Origin of the sequence: Micromonospora sp. CA-249363, assembly GCF_050950185.1 — a bacterium.
In the GTDB taxonomy this organism is placed as follows: Bacteria; Actinomycetota; Actinomycetes; order Mycobacteriales; family Micromonosporaceae; genus Micromonospora.
Map to the genome: position 1 here is coordinate 2703979 of NZ_CP192020.1, position 20417 is coordinate 2724395.

General features: G+C 72.3%; 16 protein-coding genes. 7 read left to right on the top strand and 9 right to left on the bottom strand.

The features are described 5' to 3' along the window. Positions 1-1130: 1130 nt before the first annotated feature. On the bottom strand, positions 1131-2258 hold the full coding sequence (locus ACQPZK_RS12420; protein WP_433538430.1) for a DUF1996 domain-containing protein: 1128 nt from the start codon (positions 2256-2258) through the stop codon (positions 1131-1133). A gap of 429 nt (positions 2259-2687) precedes the next feature. Between ACQPZK_RS12420 and ACQPZK_RS12425 the strand changes: the two genes are divergently transcribed. Together ACQPZK_RS12425 and ACQPZK_RS12430 are read left to right on the top strand one after the other, a co-directional pair. Next, positions 2688-3137 carry an Rv0361 family membrane protein gene (locus ACQPZK_RS12425; protein WP_433538431.1) on the top strand — a complete coding sequence of 150 codons (450 nt, stop codon included), beginning with the start codon at positions 2688-2690 and terminating at the stop codon, positions 3135-3137. A 138-nt stretch (positions 3138-3275) separates the two neighbouring features. Continuing rightward, a complete protein-coding gene (locus ACQPZK_RS12430) occupies positions 3276-3653 on the top strand; it encodes a MerR family transcriptional regulator (protein WP_433538432.1) in 378 nt (125 codons plus the stop codon). On the opposite strand, the gene ACQPZK_RS12435 is transcribed toward ACQPZK_RS12430, so the two are convergent. Continuing rightward, a complete protein-coding gene (locus tag ACQPZK_RS12435) occupies positions 3629-4786 on the bottom strand; it encodes an ROK family protein (protein WP_433538433.1) in 1158 nt (385 codons plus the stop codon). The genes ACQPZK_RS12430 and ACQPZK_RS12435 overlap by 25 nt on opposite strands. A 41-nt stretch (positions 4787-4827) precedes the next feature. Between ACQPZK_RS12435 and ACQPZK_RS12440 the strand changes: the two genes are divergently transcribed. Beyond that, complete coding sequence (locus ACQPZK_RS12440; RefSeq protein ID WP_433538434.1) at positions 4828-6048, top strand: MFS transporter; 1221 nt, start codon at positions 4828-4830, stop codon at positions 6046-6048. 15 nt (positions 6049-6063) lie between these two features. Here ACQPZK_RS12440 and ACQPZK_RS12445 read toward each other — a convergent pair whose 3' ends face one another. Then, positions 6064-7440: a serine hydrolase domain-containing protein gene (locus tag ACQPZK_RS12445; protein ID WP_433538435.1), complete on the bottom strand. Its 1377-nt coding sequence runs from the start codon at positions 7438-7440 to the stop codon at positions 6064-6066. A gap of 228 nt (positions 7441-7668) precedes the next feature. Between ACQPZK_RS12445 and ACQPZK_RS12450 the strand changes: the two genes are divergently transcribed. Beyond that, positions 7669-9045 carry an FAD-dependent oxidoreductase gene (locus ACQPZK_RS12450; protein WP_433538436.1) on the top strand — a complete coding sequence of 459 codons (1377 nt, stop codon included), beginning with the start codon at positions 7669-7671 and terminating at the stop codon, positions 9043-9045. A 51-nt stretch (positions 9046-9096) separates the two neighbouring features. On the opposite strand, the gene ACQPZK_RS12455 is transcribed toward ACQPZK_RS12450, so the two are convergent. Both ACQPZK_RS12455 and ACQPZK_RS12460 read right to left on the bottom strand, forming a co-directional pair. Beyond that, a complete protein-coding gene (locus ACQPZK_RS12455; protein ID WP_433538437.1) occupies positions 9097-9567 on the bottom strand; it encodes a heme-degrading domain-containing protein in 471 nt (156 codons plus the stop codon). A gap of 24 nt (positions 9568-9591) precedes the next feature. After that, a complete protein-coding gene (locus tag ACQPZK_RS12460) occupies positions 9592-11043 on the bottom strand; it encodes an SDR family NAD(P)-dependent oxidoreductase (RefSeq protein WP_433538438.1) in 1452 nt (483 codons plus the stop codon). 151 nt (positions 11044-11194) lie between these two features. Between ACQPZK_RS12460 and ACQPZK_RS12465 the strand changes: the two genes are divergently transcribed. Continuing rightward, positions 11195-14371, top strand: coding sequence for a BTAD domain-containing putative transcriptional regulator (locus ACQPZK_RS12465; protein WP_433538439.1), 3177 nt, complete (start codon positions 11195-11197; stop codon positions 14369-14371). Between the two features lie 6 nt (positions 14372-14377). Here ACQPZK_RS12465 and ACQPZK_RS12470 read toward each other — a convergent pair whose 3' ends face one another. Further along, positions 14378-15205 carry an ABC transporter permease gene (locus ACQPZK_RS12470; RefSeq protein ID WP_433538440.1) on the bottom strand — a complete coding sequence of 276 codons (828 nt, stop codon included), beginning with the start codon at positions 15203-15205 and terminating at the stop codon, positions 14378-14380. Continuing rightward, positions 15202-16182, bottom strand: coding sequence for an ATP-binding cassette domain-containing protein (locus ACQPZK_RS12475; RefSeq protein WP_433538441.1), 981 nt, complete (start codon positions 16180-16182; stop codon positions 15202-15204). Before ACQPZK_RS12475 ends, ACQPZK_RS12470 begins: the two co-directional genes overlap by 4 nt. Before the next feature lie 272 nt (positions 16183-16454). Between ACQPZK_RS12475 and ACQPZK_RS12480 the strand changes: the two genes are divergently transcribed. After that, positions 16455-17237, top strand: a complete 783-nt coding sequence (locus tag ACQPZK_RS12480; protein ID WP_433538442.1) for a S1 family peptidase — start codon at positions 16455-16457, stop codon at positions 17235-17237. A 153-nt stretch (positions 17238-17390) separates the two neighbouring features. After that, positions 17391-18242 carry a pyridoxal kinase PdxY gene (gene pdxY / locus ACQPZK_RS12485; RefSeq protein WP_433538443.1) on the top strand — a complete coding sequence of 284 codons (852 nt, stop codon included), beginning with the start codon at positions 17391-17393 and terminating at the stop codon, positions 18240-18242. A gap of 63 nt (positions 18243-18305) precedes the next feature. On the opposite strand, the gene ACQPZK_RS12490 is transcribed toward pdxY, so the two are convergent. Together ACQPZK_RS12490 and ACQPZK_RS12495 are read right to left on the bottom strand one after the other, a co-directional pair. Then, positions 18306-19232 (bottom strand): acetamidase/formamidase family protein, encoded by a 927-nt coding sequence (locus ACQPZK_RS12490; protein ID WP_433538444.1) that lies wholly within the window; start codon positions 19230-19232, stop codon positions 18306-18308. Between the two features lie 94 nt (positions 19233-19326). Continuing rightward, positions 19327-20394: a hypothetical protein gene (locus ACQPZK_RS12495; protein WP_433538445.1), complete on the bottom strand. Its 1068-nt coding sequence runs from the start codon at positions 20392-20394 to the stop codon at positions 19327-19329. Between the last annotated feature and the right edge of the window lie 23 nt (positions 20395-20417).

Sequence of the window (20417 nt, forward strand, 5' to 3'; positions counted from 1 at the left end):
GTCGGTGGCGATCTGGTCTGAGCTGTGCGCGCTGATGCGGTGGCTCTTTCGGCGGCCTCAGCCACCGCCACCGCCGGGTGCCGGGCAGCGGTACCAGGAGGTTGAGCAGGCGGCCGCGCAGCAGCGTCTACTCGACCATGCGAGGCAACTGCGGCGGTGCCAGGGCCCTCATGAATCAGCAGACCAGCTCAGCGCCCGCCGACCGGAGGGCCTTCGGTGACCCGACCCGCGGCCAATTTCTTCAGCGGGTTGACCGTGAGCAGCCGGCGCGTCTCGTATGACGAATACCTCTCGGCCACCGCCCTGACGCTCGCCCGCAGGCATCGGCCGGTGTGGTCATGGCGGCTCTGGCGACATGTCTGCCGCTGCGGATCAGACCTGCCATGCCGTGCCCGACACCGGATTCCGATCAGTCGTGGCCACTGGCCACAGGAGGGCGAGCAGTGAGTAACCGCCAGCAGAAGGCGATCATCGTGGTTGGCGTCCGAGGGCTGAACGGCAGGTGTTACGGCTGCCGGACGTCGTGGACGTGGCTCACGTCGTACCCCTGCCGGCAGGTCGAATGGGCGACCGGTCGGCAGACGCCGACGATCATCGCTGGCCTCCTGGCGGGTGCGCGGTGACCGCCCACGGCCCGGTCATGCCAATCTGGAGCTGCGGTGGATGCGGCCTGCCCTGGCCCTGCACGACCCGTAAGCGCGAGTTGCGCGCGGAGTATGAGGACGCTCCGGTGTCATTGGCCCTCTACCTCGGGTCCTACCTCGTGCAGGCGACAGTGGACATGCACTGGACACCGGCCGGGGTGCTGCACCGCCGATTCCTCGGATGGACCAGGGATACCGAGCTGCCAAATCCGTTAGTACCGCAACCGAGCCATTCCGCCCGAGCCAAGCCCTAGTCGACCGACGCCCCGGCCGGGCCTGTCTCGCCGTCGCCCGGCCCACCCTGGTCTACATCGGCGAGTTCGCCCCGGACCGGGCGTTCCCGGCGGCAGCGGACTTCCTGGGTCTGCTGCGCAAGTAGGCAGTCGGGTCTGCTGGCGCGAGGTCTCCGGCATCGGCTCGGGGCTGGTCACCCGAATCGTCCACCGGAGACCTCGTCGACCGGCGACGATACGCCGGCGTGGCAGCTCAGAAATTACCGGCGGAGTTGCACTTCACCTTCTGGTCGAGGCAGTTGCGGACCCTCGCGGCCAGCGCCTCGTCCTTCCAGGCGTTGAAGAAGTCGGCGTGCATCGAGAACGAGGTGCCGGACGCGAGGGTGATGCCGTTCGTGTTCGCGCTCAACGGGTACGAGATCACGAAGGACACCGACGGGACGGGCACCGGGTGGCTCTTCGGGCAGGCTCCGGTGTGGTCGCCGTTGGCCATGTGCGCCTTGTGGTCAGGGCTGTCCAGGTGCTTGCCGTCCCAGCAGTCCGGGAAGGTGATCTGCCGGACGACGTGCGCGGTCTTGGCGCAGACCGGGAAGGTCTTGTCGGCGCTGCGGCCGATCTCGCCGCCGATGCCGGCGCACCAGAAGTGGTTGCCCTGCTTGTCCGGGGTGTCCACCTGGTTCTTGGCGTTGCCGGTGATCATCCGCAGGCCGAACGGGAAGGGCTGGGTCTTGCTCGGGTCCTTCAGTCGGGAACCGTAGTAGACGGTCACCTCGGTCGGGTCGACGACCTTGCCGTTCTGGTACATGGTGGGCACCCAGTAGGCGGACTGGTCGTCCGGCGAGTTGCAGGTGGTCGCCTTCGACGCCCGCAACGAGTCCGCCGTGGAGTTGGCGTCGGTCGACCTGTTGCCCCAGAAGGTGTGGTTGTGCGAGGCGCCGACCAGCTTGGGCAGGACGATCGGGTCGTCACTGTTGTGGTGGCTGACCGTGCAGCCGACGTTGAACTCGGCGACCTTCACCGGGTTGCCGGTCACCGGCTTCGGCTTGCGCGCGAAGAACGCCCTCGTCGCGGCGGCCTGCGTGGCGGCGTCGACGGTGATCCAGCCACCCGACACGGTCGGCGGAGCGGCGTTCGTGGACGAGGTGCCCGGCTTGGCCGGCGCGGACGGGCTGGTCGAGGCGCTCGGTGTGGCCGCCGCCTCGCTCGCCGGGGCGGTCGTCGGCGTCGCGGGGCCGGACGAGCCGATGCCGCTGTCGCTGGACGGGCCGGACGCGCCGGGCGTGCCCGGGGACTCCTTGCATCCGCCGGTGAACGCCAGGCCCACCACCAGCAGGGCGGTCAGGGCATGACGGTGTCGAGGGGTGGGTCGCAGATATGTCAACGAGGGTGCACCTTTCTTCCGAGAAGAAAGAGTACGAGTCGACCCCCGCGCCCATCCGGTTGGGCCGATTAAAAATGCCTTAAATATCGCTCCGGGATTGCCCGTTGAGCTCTGCGCGACGATCGGTCGTGTCGATTGTGTATCGAATCTCGAAAAACCGTAATCGGCGCTCCCGTCGACGGTCCATCCCCGCTGCCGCGCTGGTGACGGTGATGTCGACAGCATCGCACGGGGTCGTCCGCCTGGGTGCCCCGCAGGCTTCACAAGGTTTCCGATCCCGATCGACGTCAAGCCTTTGTCTCGTACTTCAAAGGCCCGCGCGAGTTGGAGCCGACGCGCGCCGATATGCGGCCGCGACAAATGCGGGATCCGGGTCGCGTCCGCACCGAGGAACGCGTGCGGTTGCGGGGTGGCCCTACCGTCCAGGTCATGACGTACGAGCCGATAATGGTGCCGACCTCGCCGCCCCGGACGGCTCGTCGGGTGCTGCTCGTCCTCGCCGGAGTGCTGGCCGTGTGCTGCGTGCTTGGTAGCTGCGTCGGCTTCTGGTTCTACCGGAGTCTCAAGCGGGAGGTCGGACCGGCCCGAGCGGTCGCCGTCGGGTACATCGACGAGGTACGGGCCGGCGACTATTCGGACGCGTACGGGCGGCTGTGTGATCGGGTGCGCACGACCATGACCCAGGAGGACTTCTCCCGGGTCCAGGCCGCGCAACTGAAGATCAGCAGCTACGAGGTCACCGGCGTGTACGTCAACAACGTCAACGGGCGGCTGACCGCCACCGCCACCGTGACCATGGTCCAGGAGGTCACCGGCGCGCAGGCCACCCAGACGATGGGCCTGGTCAAGGAGGACGACGAGTGGCGCGTCTGCCAGTGAGCGCCAGCTCGCGCCCCGACGACCGTCCGGCCGAGCCGGGACTGGGCGAAGACGCGAACGCGACCTACCCTGAAACCTGACATTCACGTGAGAGGCAAGGCTGTGTGGCGCCCGTCACCGGCCAGCGGGGGAGGGGCCGTGCGGATCGGAGAACTCGCCACCAACACGGGAGTGTCGGTGCGGGCCCTGCGCTACTACGAGGAACAGTCGCTGCTGATCCCCGAGCGCAGTGGCGGTGGCCAGCGTCAGTACGGCGAGGGAGCGGTCGACCGCGTCCAGCTCATCCAGACGCTGTACGCCGCAGGACTGTCCAGCCGGACGATCCTGGATCTGCTGCCCTGCGTCGACGCCCAGGTCAACACCCCGCAGTCCCGTGCCCTGCTGAACGCCGAACGGAACCGCATCACCCGTCAGATCGACCAGCTCGCCCAGGTCCGGGATCGGCTCGACGCGGTGATCAGCGCCAGCGAGGACCCGGCCGGCGGCTGCGGCTACGCCGACGAGACGCCGCGGTAGTCGCTCGTCGGCAGGTGCTGTCGCAGGATCGTCGGCGGAGCGCCGGGGTTGAGGCCGGGAATGCCGTAGAGCTGGTCGAGGACCTGGATCGCGGCCCCGGCGGCGATCACGTCCGCGCCGAGGCTGGAGAGGGTCACGGTCGGAACCAGCCAGTCCGCGCGCCGTACGTCGGTACGGACGGCCTGCTCCACGGCGGCGTGGTAGACCTCCGCGTGGCGCAGCAGGTCCGCGCCGGCGAGGACCACGTGGGCGAGGTCGAGGGTCTGGAGCAGGTTGACGACGCCGATCGCCAGGACCCGGGCGGCGCGCGGGACGTCCCCCGCCTCGGTGGCGCGTAGGTGCACGACCTCCAGGCAGCCGTGGCGTCCGCAGACGCAGGCGGGCCCGTCCAGGTCGACGACCGTGTGGCCGAACTCGCCGGCATTGGTGTGCGCGCCCCGGTGGGCCGTGCCGCCCAGCCAGAAGCCGCCTCCGATGCCGGATTCGACCATGATGAGCGCCGCGTCGCCGAACGTGGAGCCGTGCCGCCACGCCTCGGCGGTGATCCCGGCGGTCACGTCCTTGTCCAGGTGCACCGGCAGGCGAAGGCGCGCCTCGGCCAGTTCGCGCAGCGGCACGTCGTGCCAGTGCTGTAGGCCGTGCGCGTCCCGGACCAGTCCGTTGGCGTGGTCGAGAGGGCCGATCATGCCGAGGCCCATCCCCGTCAGCCGGTCCCGGCCGGCGGTGTCCGCGGTGATCGTCTCGATGCCGGCGCACAGAGCGTCGAGGAGCTGCTCCGGGGTGAAATCCGCGGGCAGCGGTCTGACCGTCGAGTGGCGCACGGCGCCGGCGAGGTCGACCAGGACCAGTCGCAGGGTGCGTCGGGCGACGTGCGCGCCGATCGCGTACCGGCTGTCGGGGACCAGCTCGTAGACGACCGCGGGTTTGCCGACTCCCGGGCGGCGGACACCCGCGGGACGGATCAGCCCGTCGGCGGCGAGGCGTGCGATGACCTTCGAGACGGCCTGCGGGGTCAGGCCGGTGGCGGTGACGACCGTCGAGCGTTCGAACGTCCGCGCCGTACGCCCGACGGCCAGCACCTGCGCCTGGTTGTATCCGCGCAGGAACGTCACGTCCGCTGTGGTACGCGTCATCTCGCCACTCTATTACGCAACGCTGTTGCTAAATTCGCTCGGTGAACGCACTGAGCAAAGGTCAACGCCTCGCGGCGCTGGTCGCCCTGGCACTGGGCGGCGTGGCGGTCGGCCTGACGGAGTTCGTGGCGATGGGCCTGCTGCCCGAGATGGCACGTGACCTGCTCGCGCAGGACTACGCCCGCTCCTCCTCGGACGCCGTCGCCCGCGCCGGCTGGATGATCACTGTGTACGCGTTGGGCGTCGTCGTGGGCGCTCCACTGATCGCCGCGCTCAGCGCGCGCCTGCCCCGCCGCAGGCTCGTGCTCGGGCTGCTCGTCCTCTTCGCCGCCGGCACGATCGCCTCGGCGACCGCCCCGAACTTCGAGCTGGTGCTGGTCGCGCGGTTCGTCGCCGCGCTGCCGCACGGCGCGTATTTCGGCGCGGCCGGCCTCCTCGCCGCGACCCTGATGGGCCCGGGCAACGAGGCCCGGGGCTTCGCCACCGTGCTCGGTGGCCTGACCGTGAGCAACGTGGTGGGCGTACCGCTGATCACCCGGCTCGGACAGGCGGCCGGCTGGCGTACCGCGTACCTGGTCATCGCCGGTGTCTTCCTGCTCACGCTGCTGGCCGTGCTGGCGGTCGTGCCCGAGGTGGCCGCGGCGGCGGACGGCTCGCCGGCCACCGAGCTGCGGGCGCTGCGGACCTCGCAGGTCTGGCTGGTCGCGGCCACCGGGGCGATCGGTTTCGCCGGGTTCTTCGCGGTCGACTCGTACATCGCGCCGGTCACCACCGACGTCACCGGCCTCTCCGCCGCGACGGTCCCGTGGGTGCTGGTCGCGGTGGGCCTCGGCATGACCGTCGGCAACGCCCTGGGCGGCTGGCTCGCCGACCGGGACCTGCGTCGCAGCATGATGATCGGCTTCGTGGCGATGATCGCCAGCATCGGGGTGTTCAGTCTCGTCGCGTCGAACCGGGTGGGTCTGTTCGTGGGCGCGTTCCTGGTCGGCGCGACGAGCCTCTACCTCGGTCCGGTCCTGCAGGCACGGCTCATCACGGTCGCCCCCGGCGCCCAGTTGATGGGCGCGGCGCTCAACCAGTCCGCCATGAACATCGCGAACAGCCTGGGCGCGGCCCTGGGCAGCGTCGGCATCGCCGCCGGGCTCGGCTACCTCGCGCCGGCCCGGGTGGGACTGGTCCTGGCGGTCGTCGGGCTTGGCCTCGGAATCGTCAGCTACGCCGGGCGTCGACGGGACCGGGAGCCGGCCGCCGTCGCGGGCTGACGTCGCGGTCGCCGGTCAGGTGACCGACGAGGCGAGCAGGTCGCCGACGGCCGCGCGGACCGGATCGGGATTCGACCAGGACCAGTTCGGGTGTGCCCGGTTCGTGAGCAGGGCGAGGACCAGCTTGCGGCCGGGGTCGACCAGCAGCGACGGACCGGCGAAACCGGTGTGGCCGAAGGTGCTCTTCGACGCGAGCCGGCCCATGAACCACCGCTGGTCGAGCACGACGCCGAGACCGTGGGCGGCCGTGCGCTGGGGACGCTCCGGGTCGACGGCCGGCTTGCCCGCGTTGTGGTTGGTCAGCATTCGGCGCACCGTAGCGGCGGCGAGGACCCGTCTGCCCTGGTAGGTGCCACCGTCGAGGAGCATCTGGCCGACGGCCGCGAGATCGCTGGCGCTGGCGAACACCCCCGCGTGACCCGCGACGCCCCCGAGCTGGTTGGCGACGTCGTCGTGCACGGTGCCGCGCAGCAGGCCGCGCGACGACCGGGCGTCGGTGGCGACCATCCGGGCCGCCCTCTCGCTGGCCGACAGCCAGCTCGTGGGATTGAAGCCGGTGTCGCGCAGGCCGAGTGGACCGGTGAGGTTCGCCTTGAGCGCCTGGTCGAGGCGTTTACCGGTGACCTTCTCAACGATCTTGCCGGCGACCATGACGCCGACGCTGGAGTAGCGGAACGTGTCCCCGGGCACGGCGCCCGAGACCAGCGGGGTGGCGAGCACCGCGTTCCACCGGGCGGCGTTGTCGGCAAGGCCGGTGACCTTCGCGCCGACCGGGAGGCCGCTGGTGTGCGTGAGCAGCATCTCGACGGTGATCCGGTCCTTGCCCGTGCCGGTGAACCCCGGCAGGTAGTCGCGCACCGGGGCGCCCAGCTCGACGCGGCCCTTGTCGACCTGCTGGAGCAGCAGGATGGCGGTGTAGACCTTGGTGACCGAGGCGAGGTCGAAGATGGAGTCCGGGCGCATGGCGACCCGGCTCTTGGCCGCGAGCAGCTTCGGGCCGGCCGCGTAGCGCAGGGCCTCCCCGACCGCGGTGTGCACGGTCGTCCTGCCGTTGACCAGCACGACGGCGACCGCACCGGGAAAGCCGTGGTGCGTGACGGTCTGCGCCGAGGCGGGCAGGTGCCGCCGCAGCAACGCGGTCACGTCCGCGGCGTACCGGGCCTGCTTGCCCGGCGCGCCCGCGCCGGCCGTGGGGGATGCGCTCGGCGTACCCGACGAAGGGGCCGGGGCTTTTCCCGCCGCGCCGAATCCCACCCTGTTCCCCGCCGCGTCGGTGGCGGTCACCGCGCCGCCCGGGTCGGCCTCGCCCGCCGACTCACCGCCGCAGCCGGTCAGGGCGGAGGTCGCGGCGGCCAGGCCAACCCCGAGCAGGGTACGACGGGCGACAGGCATGCCGGTGATGCTGACAGATCCGACTCGGGCGCGCCAAGCCCAATCAGCCGTACGCTCACCTCGTCCAGCGTTGTGGCCGGTTTCCGACACCCGTGCGGGCCGTACGGGCGACCGTCACCGCCTGTGCAACGATCGTCAGGCATCCTGTCGAACGGCCGGCGCCGCCGGTCTGCCCGTGCGGCAGACCCGGGGGAGGGTGCCCTGCCTCGTACTCCTTTGGAGAGCACCATGTCCCTCTCCCCGGTTCGGGTCTTCGCCGCGTTGAACGCTGTGCGGCCTCCCGAGCAGCCAACTCCGGTCCTGGGTAAGGCGGTGGTGGTCGGCGGCAGCGTCGCCGGCCTGCTGGCCGCCCGGGTCCTGTCCGACCACGCCGAGAGCGTGATCCTCATCGACCGGGACGACCCGCAGGTCAGCGGTGCGCGGCCCGGGGTGCCCCAGGGCACCCAACTGCACGCGCTGCTGCCCGGCGGCCTTCTGCAACTGGAGCAGTTGTTCCCCGGGTTCCGCCAGCAGGCGCTGGCCCACGGCGCGGTCGAGGCGCCACCCGCGACCCGACGCAGCTACCTCGACGGTCGTCGCAAGGTGGTCGTACCCGACGACGACGACAGCCTCGCCGGCAGCCGACCGCTGCTGGAAGGGCTGATCCGCCAGCAGGTGCTTCGACTCCCCAACGTCAAGACCGTCACCGCCCGCGCCACCGGGCTCGTGATCGAGGGCGACGCGGTCACCGGCGTACGCTGCGAGGTCAACGGCGTCGCCGGGGTCGAGGGCGGCGACCTGGTGGTGGACGCCATGGGCCGGTCCAGCCGGCTCTCCGACTGGCTGGAGCACGCCGGTTGGGAGCGGCCCGCCACCCGCCGGATGCCCGTGCACCTCAACTACGCGACCGCGCTGTTCCGACGCCCGGAGCAGGCCCCTCAGACGCGCGTCGTGATGGCCCTGCACACCCCAGGGACCATGACGGACGTCGCCGGCGCCGCCGTCTTCGCCATCGAGGACGGCCGCTGGATGGCCATGATGGCCGGCTACGGCGACGACCGGCCCGGCCGTACCGCGCAGGACTTCGTCCGGCGGCTGCGCGAGCAGTTCCCACCGGAGTTCGGCGAGGTCGCCGATCAGGAGATGCTCGGCGACGTCCAGACCTACCACCACTCCGACAGCCGACGCCGGGACTTCCACGCGCTTCGGCGCTTCCCGGCCCGGCTCGTCGGCGTGGGCGACGCCGTCGCGTCGTTCAACCCGGTGTACGGGCAGGGGATGACGGCCGCGGCCCTGCACGCGGCCTGCCTGTCGGCGTACCTACGCCCCGGCCCGGACCTGAGCGTGCCGGCCCGCCACTTCCTCGACCTGCAGAAGGTCGTGGTCGACGCCGCGTGGTCGACGTCGACCTCGGCCGACCTGGCGTTGCCGCACGTCGACGGCCCCTACCCGCGCGGCTACCGGATCTCCAGCTGGGTGAGCCGGCAGATCCTGGCGGCGACCGTGACGGACGTGGCGACCGCGCGCCGGTTCAACGAGGTCGTCTCCATGCGCGAACACCCGCTGTCGCTGGCCAACCTCGGCGTGATCCTGGGCGCCGTGCGCGCCAACCGTCGGGCGGGCTGACGGACCGGCCCCGCCGCCCGTCAGGCGTCTGACGGGCGGCGGGTTCCCCGACTACTGCGCGGCCGACCGCAGGATGTCGACGACGAAGCGGTGGTCGTCCAACTGCGGAAGCCCCGAGACGCCCATCCAGCCCACCACGCCGGTGCCGCGCACCCGCAGCGGCAGCGCGCCCCCGGCGGCGGCGTACCGGGACGCCGGCAGGCCGTAGCGCTCGGTCAGCGTCACGTTCTTGTCCTGGCAGAGCCGGGCCATGTAGAGCGACGAGTGCTCGAACCGCATCACCACCCGTCCCTTGCGGCGTAGCCAGGCGTCGTTGTCCGCCGTCGATCCGGGCAGGCCACAGTGGAAGAGCTGCCGTCCGGTCCGCCACACACCTACGGAGATCGGGAGCCCTCGTTCCGCGGCGGCGGTGACGGCCCGCACGCCCAGCTCGTACGCGTCGGTCTCGGTCAGGCCCGCGAGCTCCAGCTCGTTCTCCTCGCGCTGCAGCTCGTCAAGCGTCGGCCACTGGTCAGATGACATGTGTTTCTCCTCGTCGAGCGTCGTTCACCAGGCGCACGGCGCGTAGTCCTTCAGGAAGCATCCGTACAGGTCCTCGCCCTGCTCGCCGCGGACGATCGGGTCGTACACCCGGGCCGCGCCGTCCACCAGGTCCAGTGGGGCGTGGAACCCCTCGTCGGCCAGGCGCATCTTCGTCGGGTGCGGCCGCTCGTCCGTGATCCAACCCGTGTCGACGCTGGTCATCAGGATGCCGTCGGTCAGCATCTCCTGGGCGCTGGTGCGGGTCAGCATGTTCAACGCGGCCTTGGCCATGTTGGTGTGCGGGTGCCCCGGCCCCTTGTAGCCACGACCGAACTGACCCTCCATCGCCGAGACGTTCACCACGTACTTGCGGCGGGCCGGCGCGGCGGCCATCGCCGGGCGTAGTCGGCTGACCAGCACGAACGGCGCGGTCACGTTGCACAACTGCACTTCCAGCAGCTCGACCGGGTCGACCTCCTGCACCCGCTGCACCCAGCTGTTGACCGGGTCGAGGTCCGGCACGAGACCGCCGGCGTCGATGGCGGTGGACGCCGCGATCCGCTCCGGCGAGGCCGAACCGCTGGTCAACGCCAGCGCGGTGAGCGCGTGCGGAGTGAGCGCCGTCGACTCCGACCCGGCGGTGAGCGCGCCGCCCGAGCCGGCCGGCTTGGCGAACGTGATCAGCTCCGGCAGCGGGCCGTCCGGCAGGGCCGCGGCCTCCGCGGCGACGAGCTGGGCGTACGCCCCGGGTGAGCGGCGGACCGTCTGCGCCGCGTTGTTGATCAGGATGTCGAGGGGACCCTGGGCGCTGACCGAGTCGGCGAGGGCGATCACCTGCGCCGGGTCACGCAGGTCGATACCGACGATCCGCAGGCGGTGCAGCCAGTCCGCGCTGTCGGGCATCGCGGCGAACCGGCGGACCGCGTCGTGCGGGAACCGCGTCGTCACCGTCGTGTGCGCGCCGTCGCGCAGCAGCCGCAGCGCGATGTACATGCCGATCTTCGCCCGCCCGCCGGTGAGCAGCGCGCGCCGACCGGTCAGGTCCGTACGGGCGTCCCGCCGCTCCCGGTTCAGGGCGGCGCAGGACGGGCAGAGCTGGTGGTAGAAGGCGTCCACCTCGCGGTAGCGCTGCTTGCAGATGTAGCAGCCGCGCGGGTTGTGCAGGAATCCCGCCGTCGCGCCGGCGGTGGGCGAGGCGAGGGGGATGCCCTGGGTCTCGTCGTCGATCCGGCCCGGCGCGCCGGTGGCCGTGGCCTCCGTCACCGCGCGATCGGCCGCCAGGATGGCGTCCCGCCGCTCCTCACGGCGCCGCTGCTTGATCACCTTGTAGAGCCTCGCGGTGGCCCGTTGCACCCGCACCACGTCCGGGTGGTCGGGAGGAAGGGCCTCCAACGCCTCGAACACGCTCAGGCAGGTCTCCAGCCGTTGCCGGTCGATGCCGTCCTGAACGTTGTCGGGAATGTTGTCCACCGTCATGCGTCGTTGTCTCGTCCCGTTTCCGGTGCCGGATTTCCCCGGCCCACCTCAAGTCCGACCCGAAACTGTACGCACCGCGGCGTCCCGGACGCACCTCACGCCGTCGGGCACCCTGCTCGGTCCGGTGGTGCGCGTGGGGGATGCTGGTCCCGTGCAGATCACCATCCTCGGTCCCCTCGCCGTCGACGGCCGGCCGGTCCGGGGCGAGCGGCTGGCCGCGGTGCTCCGCGCGCTCGTCGACGCGCGCGGGCGGGCGGTCTCCACCAGCCTGCTCGTGGACGCGGTGTGGGACGGCGCCCCGCCGGACGACGCGACCGGAGCCGTGCAGGCGCTCGTGTCCCGCGTACGCCGTCTCGGGCTGCCCGTGGTGGCCGTGCCGGGGGGATACCGCCTCCCGGCCGAGGAGGTCACCGTCGACGCGGTCGAGGCACGGGCGCTCGTCGAGGGCGGTCGGGTCGCCCTGCGGGCCGGTGACGGGCGCGCGGCCCGCGACGCGGCCGACCGGGCCCGTGCCCTCTTCCCCGAGGTGCCGGAGATCGCCGGCGCGGACGACGCGCGCCTGTTCGCCGACGTCGCCGCGTTGCGTGCCGAGGCGGCGCTCGCCGGCGCGGGACCGTACGACGAGGCCGACCTGCGCCGGCTGGCCGCGCGGACGCCCCCGGACGAGCCGTCCGCCGCCCTGCTGGTCCGGGTGCTCGCCGCTCAGGGGCGGGAGGCGGAGGCGCTGGAGGTGGTCGAACGTCTCCGCGACGACCTCGCCGACCGCTACGGCACCGACCCGTCCCCGGTGGTCACCCAGGCCCACCTGGCGCTGCTGCGCGGCGAGCTCACCGCGCCGGCCGTCGTCGCGCCGCCCCGTCCGCCGGCGCGGATCGTCCTGCCCGCCGCGTGGCGCCGGCCGATGACCGCCCTCGTGGGGCGCGAGCGGGACGTCGAGGCGCTGGACGAGGCGCTCGACGAGTCGGCCCTGGTGACGATCGTGGCCTCCGGCGGCGCGGGCAAGACCCGCCTCGCGGCCGAGGTGACCCGACGCGCGGCGGCGTCCGGGCGGGCGGTACGGGTGGTCGAGCTGGCCGGCCTGCGCTCGCCCGACGAGGTGCTGCCCACCGTGCTCACGGCGCTCGGCGGCGCCGACACCTCGTCCACGGGCGGCAACCTGGGCCTCGAACGCCGGGTGCTCAGCCCCGAGGAGCGGTTGCGCGCTCTGGCGCCGGACCTCGACGGGCTGGTCGTGCTGGACAACTGCGAGCACGTCCTCGACGCGGTCGCCACCGTCGTCGCCGACCTGCTCGCGGTGGCGGCCTCGGAGGTGGCGGTCCTCGCGACCAGTCGCGCCCCGCTGGGCCTGGCCGGCGAGCGGGTCCACCGCCTGACCGCCCTGCCGGACGCCGACGCGCTCGGGCTGGTCGAATCCCGGGCACGGGCCGGTGGCGCGGTGCCGACCTGGGACACCGCGCGCGCTCTGGCGCTGTGCAACCGGCTGGACAATCTGCCGTTGGCCCTCGAACTGGCCGCCGCGCGGCTGCGGCACATGCCGATCGACGACGTGCTCGCCGGGTTGACCGACCGGTTCGCCCTGCTCGACGACGCGCTGCGCGGGTTGCCGGAACGCCACGCCAGCCTGTGGGCGATGGTCGACTGGAGCCGTGAACTGCTCGCTCCCGACGACCGGGCGCTGCTGGAACGGGTCGCCGTCATCCCGGCGCCGTTCACGGCCGACCTCGCCGCCGCGGTCGCCGGTACGCCGGACGTCCGTCGTGGCCTTGCCACGCTCGTCGAACAGTCCCTGCTGACGCTGGTCGAGGCCGACGGGCCACCGCGTTACCGGATGTTGGAGACCGTCCGTGAGTACGGCGAGGCCCGGCTGGGCGCGTCCGGCGACCGGGACGTGGCGATGGCCGGCCTCACCGGGTGGGCCCGGAACGAGGCCGTGGTGCTCGCCGACCGCCTTCTCGGCCCGGAGCAGGTCGCGGCGCTCGACCGCTGCGCGACCGAGCAGGACAACCTGCTGGCCGCCCTGCGCTGGGCGCTGGGCCACGACGACGAGCCGGCGGTCGTCGACGTCGCCACCGCGCTGCTGCACCTCTGGACGGTGCGCGGCCTGCACCTGGAGGTCCTCGCCTGGGCGCGTTCGCTGCTGCACGTGGACGACCCGCGTCGGCGGCGGCGATCGGCGATCCTGGGCGGCCGGGCCAGCGGCCGACCGCTGCCGGACGGCGACCGGCTCGCCTGGACCTGCCTGCTGATCGGAGTGAACGCCGGCATCAGCGCCGACCTGCGGCCGGCCGTGCTCGCCCGGCGGGCGCTGGGCACCCTCCTGAGCGAACGGCCCGCCGAGGTGTCACCGAGGATGACGGCGCTCGCGTCGGCGTTGCCCGGCTTCGACACGGCCGACGTGCAGGAGAGTCTCAAGAGCGCGGGCGAGCTGATCTCCCACCCGGACCCGTACGTGCAGGGGCTCGGGCTCTTCGCGCGGGCGGCGGTACGCGAGAACGGCGGCCTGCCGGAGTCGTCGATCGAGGACGCCGAGCAGGCGTACCACCGGTTCGAGGTCGCCGGTGACCACTGGGGCATGGCGATGGCGGCGGGCGCCGTGGGGCAGTTCCTGCTTCCCGGGCTGGAGGAACGCTCGGCCGAGTGGCTGACGCGCAGCGTCCGTCACATGGAGATGATCGGGGCCCAGCAGGACGCGCGGTCGGTACGGGTGCGCCTCGACGTCCACCTCGCCCTGACCGGTGACGAGGAGGCGGAGCGGCGCCTGGGGGAGATGGCCCGCTCGGGTCAGGCCGAGCAGGTGGACATCGCGCAGGCGCTGCTCGGCCTGGCTCAGCTCGCCTGGCGGCGCGAGCGGTACGACGAGACGCTCGCCCGCGCCGAGGACGTGACCCGTACCCTCGTGGACTGGACCGGACCGCCGCCGCAGCCGCGGGTGATGCTTCGGACCGCGGCGGCGGTGCTCTACCTGCGGGTGGCCCACGCCCGGCAGGACACCGGCGGTGCGGCCGACGCCCGCGCCGCCTCGCTGCTGTCCGCCGCCCGCGACGACGCGCTGACGTCGCGGGACCTGCCGGTGATCGGCGCGTGGGCGTCGGGCGGGGCGGAACTCGCCGCCAGTCGGGGTGACGTCGAGACCGCCCGTGAACTGTTCGCGATCGCCCGGCGGATCGGCACGCACATGGAGATGTTCCTCCCCGCCGGGCAGGGCGAACAGCTCACCGCCGCCCTCGGGGACGAGAGTCGGCGTGAGCAGTTGCTGGCCACGTGGCGCGAGCGCCCGGTCGCCGTCGCGGTCGCCCGCATCCGCGCCCTGATGGACGACCTGCTGTAGCGCGCCCTAGACCTTCCTGCGGTAGGCGCGCAGCGCCATCGGCATGAACACCGCCACGAAGCCCGCACACCAGGCGAGGGTCCACCAGACGTGCGCGTCGAGCGGGGTGCCGAGGAACAGACCGCGTACCGAGGCCACCAGGTGGGTCATCGGGTTGACCTTCACGAAGGCCTGCATCCAGCCGGGCAGGGTGTCGGTGCCCACGAACACGTTCGACCCGAAGCTCAGCGGCATGATCAGGGCGAACATCAGACCCTGCACGGCGCCCGGGGTGCGCACCTTCATCGACACCCAGACCGGCAGCCAGCTCAGGCAGAGCGCGAACAGCACCGCGAGCACGCAGCCGGCGATGGCCCGGAACGGATCGGTGTCGATCCGGAAGCCCATCAGGTAGCCGATCGCGAGGGTCGAGACCGTGACGATCACGTACCGGACGACGTCGCCGAGGACCGCGCCGACCAGCGGTGCGGAGCGGGGGACCGGCAGTGACCGGAACCGGTCGAAGATGCCCTTGGCGATGTCGGTGTTGAGGTTCACGCCGATCGCGATCGCACCGGTCGCGATGGTCTGCGCCAGGATGCCGGGCAGCAGGAACTGCAGGTAGTCATGGGTGGAGCCGGCGACCGCCCCGCCGAAGATGTAGACGAAGATGACCAGGAACAGCACCGGTTGCAGCGTGACGTCGATCAGCGCCTCGGGCGTACGCCACGTCTTGATGAGGCTGCGCTTGGCGAGCGCCAACGAGTGCCGCACGAGCCGGAACGGTCGCGGGTTCACCGCTGCCGCCGACAGCGCCGGGCCCGTCGTGGGTGGTGCGCCCAACAGGGTGCTCATGCCGCTACCTCCGTACGGGAAGTGGTGTCGTCCTCGGATGCCGTACGCCCGGTGAGGGTGAAGAACACCTCGTCGAGGCTGGGCAGGTGCAGGGAGAGTTCGGTGACGGCGACGCCGGCGGAGGCCAGGCGCGCGACGCTCTCGGTGAGCGCCGTGTCGTCGGCGACCGGCACGGCGAGGACACCCTTGCGGATCTCGTCGGCCTGCCCGCCCGAGCCGACCTCGGTCAGGATCGCGGCGGTCCGGGGAAGCTGCCCCGGGTCGGACGGCCGGACTTCGAGGGTCTGCCCACCGACGATGCGCTTGAGACCGTCCGGCGTGTCGTGCGCGATGACCCGACCGTGGTCGATCACCGTGATCGCGTCGGCCAGCGCGTCGGCCTCCTCCAGGTACTGCGTGGTGAGCAGCACCGTCGAGCCGTTGGTCACCAGCGACCGGACCACGTCCCACATGTCCTCGCGCTTGGCCGGGTCCAGCCCGGTCGTCGGCTCGTCCAGGAAGATCACCTCCGGTGAGCCGACGAGGCTGGCGGCCAGGTCGAGCCGCCGCCGCATGCCCCCGGAGTACGTCTTGGCAGGTCGGTTGGCGGCCTCGGTCAGGTCGAACCACTCGAGCAGCTCGGTGGCCCGCCGCCGGGCCCCGGCGCGACCGAGGTCCAGCAGCGTGCCGAACAGCTCCAGGTTCTGCCGCCCGGTCAGGTCCTCGTCGACCGAGGCGTACTGACCGGTGAGGCCGATCCGCTGCCGGACCCGCCCGGCGTCGCGGACGACGTCGAAGCCGCCGATCCGGGCGCTTCCGGCGTCCGGGGTCAGCAGGGTGGAGAGGATGCGGACGGCCGTGGTCTTGCCGGCGCCGTTGGGGCCGAGCACCCCGAGCACCGTTCCCCGGGGCACGGCGAGGTCCACGCCCTGCAGCGCCCTCGTCTTCCCGAAGGTCTTGACGAGGCCCTCGGCCTCGATCACCAGGTCGGTTGTCATGCCGACCAGCGTGCGCGGTGCGCCTGACACGGCCCCGACACGTCGCTGACAGCCCCGCCGACGTGGGCTGACACCGTGCCGTCGGTCGCCGCCGTGGTCAGCCTCGTGGCCGCCCGTGGGCGTCGCTGTGGGTGGGACCGCGACGTCTGGCGATCCATAACGCCGGGGTACGACCCAGAGGGGATGACCCGCAAAATCCATTCCCATCAATACGATTGCCGCTATCGATCAGGTGCGCTCACGAGGCGTGCCGTACCGAAGCGGAGGAATCGATGGTTCGCTGGCGTACCCTCACCGGCCTGGTGGCCGCCGCGCTGGCCGCGGCCAGCCTCACCCTCGCGGCGCCCGCCGCGGCCGACAGTCCCGTCACGCCGAACGTGGTCGGCGGCACCCGCGCCGCCCAGGGCGAGTTCCCGTTCATGGTGCGGCTCTCGATGGGCTGCGGCGGGGCCCTCTACAGCTCCCGGCTGGTGCTCACCGCCGCACACTGCGTGGGCGCGACCGGCACCAACACCAGCATCACCGCGACCCTCGGGGTGGTGGACCTCCAGTCGTCCAGCCGGATCACCGTCCGGTCCAACTACGTCTACCGGGCGCCCGGCTACAACGGCAACGGCAAGGACTGGGCGCTGATCCGGTTGGCCACCCCCGTCACCGGGCTGAGCACGTTGAAGATCGCCACCACGACCGCGTACGACAGCGGCACCTTCACCGTCGCCGGCTGGGGCGCGGCGCGCGAGGGTGGCAGCCAGCAGCGGTACCTGCTCAAGGCCACCGTCCCATTCGTCAGCGACTCCACCTGCAACTCCAACTACGGCGGCGACCTCATCCCGGCCGAGGAGATCTGCGCCGGCTACGCCAGCGGTGGCACCGACACCTGCCAGGGCGACTCGGGCGGCCCGATGTTCCGCCGCGACGCCAGCAACGCCTGGATCCAGGTCGGCATCGTCAGCTGGGGCAACGGCTGCGCCCGGCCCAACTACCCGGGCGTCTACACCCAGGTGAGCTACTTCGCCTCGTCGATCGCCTCGGCCGCGGCGAGCCTCGGCGGCTGACCGCGCGGCACGAAGGGGTGGCCCGGACGTCGGCGGTCCGGGCCGCCCCCGACTGCCGTGTGGTGTCCAGCGGCCGGGCGGACCGCAGTGGGCCAGCCGACAGAATCGGTGGCCCGCGCGTTCCGCGCCGTTCCCGGCGGCCATGATGGGTCCGTGCAGATCCTGTCCATCCAGTCGTCGGTCGCCTACGGTCACGTCGGCAACTCGGCGGCGGTCTTCCCCCTTCAGCGTCTCGGGCACGAGGTGTGGCCGGTGCTGACCGTCCATTTCTCCAACCACACCGGGTACGGCGCGTGGCGCGGCCCGCTGCTGGCGGCCGCCGACGTGGCCGAGGTGATCGCGGGCATCGCCGACCGGGGCGTTCTCGGCAGCGCCGACGCCGTGCTGTCGGGCTACCAGGGCGACCCGGCGATGGGTGCCGTGATCCTGGACGCCGTGGCCCAGGTCAAGGCCGCCAACCCGGCGGCCGTGTACTGCTGCGACCCGGTGATGGGCGACGTCGGCCGGGGGATGTTCGTCCGGCCCGGCATCCCGGAGTACCTGCGCGACACCGTCGTGCCGCGCGCCGACATCATCACGCCGAACCACTTCGAGCTGGACTTCCTGGCCGGTCGTACGACCACGACCCTCGCGCAGGTGCTGGACGCGGTCGACGTCGTCCGCGCCACCGGGCCGCGGCACGTCCTGGTGACCAGCGTGCTGCACGACGACGCGCCGACGGGCTCGCTGGAGGTGGTGGCGGTCTCCGACGAGGGCGCCTGGGCGGTGACCACCCCGCTGCTGCCGATCAACCCCAACGGCGGGGGCGACGTCACCGCGGCGCTGTACCTGGCGCACCTGTCGACCACCGGCTCGCCGGCCACGGCGCTGGAGCGGACGGTCTCCTCCGTCTTCACCGTCCTCGAAGCGACCCTCGCGGCGGGCACCCGGGAGATCCAGCTGATCGCGGCGCAGGACGCCATCGCCGAGCCGCCGGCCCGGTTCACGGCCCGCCGGCTGCGCTGACGACTCGCGGGGGCGCGCCCCGTCCGGTCGGCGTGAGTCGCGCCGACCGCCGGATGCGCCCGCTCAGCGCAGGGCGTCGTCGCGCAGCACCGCGTGCGCCCCGACGGTCTGGTTGACGATCTGGGTCACCCGGACGTCGACGACGACGCTGGCCAGCGCCGCCGCGTCCGGTCGGCTGAGACCGTGCAGCCGTTGCAGCAGGGTCAGCATCTGCTCCAGAGCCCGGAACGTCGCCTCGTCCAGGGAGGCGCCCAGGCCCAGCGTCAGCCAGGCGTCGGCGGTACGGGCCACCGGGCCGGTGACCGGGAAGTCGTCGCGGACGTCGAAGGTCAGCGTCACCTCGTCCATCGGGCACTCGATCGCCGTGCCGCCGACCTCGCCGTCGCCCTGCGCGGCGTGCCCGTCCCCGACCGAGAACAGCGCTCCGTCCACCGGGATCGGCAACAGCAGGGTGCTGCCGGCGGTCAGGTCCTTGCAGTCCAGGTTGCCGCCGCAGTCGCGCGGCGGGGTGGTGGAGTGCCGCCCCGGTTCCGCCGGCGGCATGCCGAGCACCCCCATGAAGGGACGCAGCGACACCGTGTGGCCGTGCTGGTTGCGGCCGGTCATCGTCGCCGGGTCCAGCTCCCAGGCGTGCACCACCTGTGTCGACTCGACGTCGTACCGCTCGTTGAAGGCGCTCGGCCACCCGCCCGCCACCGTCGTGCCCCAGGTGGCGGGGACGATCGCGTCGACGCGTACCTCAAGGGTCTGACCGGCGCGGGCGCCGCGGACCGCGACCGGTCCGACGAGCGCGTGCCCGTCGTCGGACCGGCGCTGCGGGACCCGGGGGCGGTCCCGGTTCGCGCCGCCCGGATATGGGCCGGCCGACCACCAGCAGTCCAGGGTGCGGTAGGTGACCGTGTCGCCGGGGTCGATGGTGAGCACCGGCGTGAGGTCGGGGGAGAAGTGGCCGTGCAGGGTCTTGTCGTCCGGTGCGAGGGTGTGTCGCATCTGCGCAGGCTACGTGCCGATCCGATGTGGCGCGACCGCCGGCGGGGGTGGGTGCGCGGCCGAACGGGTCGGCCGCGCACCCGCGCGGATCGGGTCAGTCGACGGTCGGCGGCGCCGTGCGGGCCGCCTCGGCCAACGCTGCGGCGGCAGTGGCGTACGGGTTGTAGCTGTAGCTCCGCGCCAATCCGGCCGGAACGGTGAAGTACTCGACCGAGAGCTTCGCCGGGTCGCTGGCCAACTCGCCACGGGCGGGCACGTCGTTACCGTCGTCCCAGCCCCAGGGGGCGTTCGCGGAGTTCGACGAGCAGCTCCAGGTGCCCGAGCCGCAGTCGCCGGAGGTGTCGCCGGCGAAGGTGCCCAGGCTGGCGAAGAGGTTCGCGTTGGCCCGCTGCGCCCACAGGCCGCCGGCGGCGAAGATGTCGACGAGCTGGTAACGGACGTCGCGGTCGTCGCCGCTCTCCGGCGTCTCGGCCACGGTGGACGGGTAGTAGACCAGGCCGTCGCCGTTGATGGCGTACTGCGGGTACGCCTTCAGTCCGTGGCCCTGCGCCTCCTGTGCGGTGACCGGATGCGTGAAGGAGTCGTGCGGCGAGGACTGGAACTGCAGGGTGCCGTCGACGCTCTCCCGGCCGCTGGTCCAGGTGCTGCCGGCGGGCGTGTACGAGTAGAAGTCGCTGTGCGCGACGGTGACCGCCCCGCGCAGGACGCCGTACGCGGAGCCGTCCCGCTCGATCGCGAAGAGGACGCCCTCGCCGTCGTTCTCGTGCTCGGTCTCGAAGAACGGGTGGTCGGTCCAGTCCCGGGGGTGGAAGAACAGGTACGTGATGTACCAGTGCGTGCTGGTCTCCACCACGGAGTAGTACACGTGCGCGGCGAGCGACGTGCCGGACGTGCCGACGCGGTCCCAGTTGTTGCGCCCGTTCAGGTCGCCGTCGAAGTCCACGGCGGTGATGTAGTCACTCCGGCCGCCCAGGGCGTGCGTGCCCGTGGCGTCGACGTCCTGGTAGTGGATGGGCGCCCAGCGCAGGGCCAGCTCGGCCCGGCTGACCGCGGCGGTGGCGGGTTGCGGCATCGTGAGCGGGGTGAGCGTCAGTGCCACCAGCGTGGCCGCCGCCGCCAGTCCCCTCGTCAACCGCCGGATCGTGGTGCTCTTGTCGCGCATGCTGTCTCCCACGTCGAATTGAC

Coding starts and splice junctions, on each gene's coding strand:
- ACQPZK_RS12425 (WP_433538431.1), top strand. CDS start 2,688: ATGACGTACGAGCCGATAATGGTGCCGACCTCGCCGCCCCGGACGGCT.
- ACQPZK_RS12435 (WP_433538433.1), bottom strand. CDS start 4,786: ATGACGCGTACCACAGCGGACGTGACGTTCCTGCGCGGATACAACCAG.
- ACQPZK_RS12445 (WP_433538435.1), bottom strand. CDS start 7,440: ATGCCTGTCGCCCGTCGTACCCTGCTCGGGGTTGGCCTGGCCGCCGCG.
- ACQPZK_RS12450 (WP_433538436.1), top strand. CDS start 7,669: ATGTCCCTCTCCCCGGTTCGGGTCTTCGCCGCGTTGAACGCTGTGCGG.
- ACQPZK_RS12455 (WP_433538437.1), bottom strand. CDS start 9,567: ATGTCATCTGACCAGTGGCCGACGCTTGACGAGCTGCAGCGCGAGGAG.
- ACQPZK_RS12460 (WP_433538438.1), bottom strand. CDS start 11,043: ATGACGGTGGACAACATTCCCGACAACGTTCAGGACGGCATCGACCGG.
- ACQPZK_RS12470 (WP_433538440.1), bottom strand. CDS start 15,205: ATGAGCACCCTGTTGGGCGCACCACCCACGACGGGCCCGGCGCTGTCG.
- ACQPZK_RS12475 (WP_433538441.1), bottom strand. CDS start 16,182: ATGACAACCGACCTGGTGATCGAGGCCGAGGGCCTCGTCAAGACCTTC.
- ACQPZK_RS12480 (WP_433538442.1), top strand. CDS start 16,455: ATGGTTCGCTGGCGTACCCTCACCGGCCTGGTGGCCGCCGCGCTGGCC.
- ACQPZK_RS12490 (WP_433538444.1), bottom strand. CDS start 19,232: ATGCGACACACCCTCGCACCGGACGACAAGACCCTGCACGGCCACTTC.
- ACQPZK_RS12495 (WP_433538445.1), bottom strand. CDS start 20,394: ATGCGCGACAAGAGCACCACGATCCGGCGGTTGACGAGGGGACTGGCG.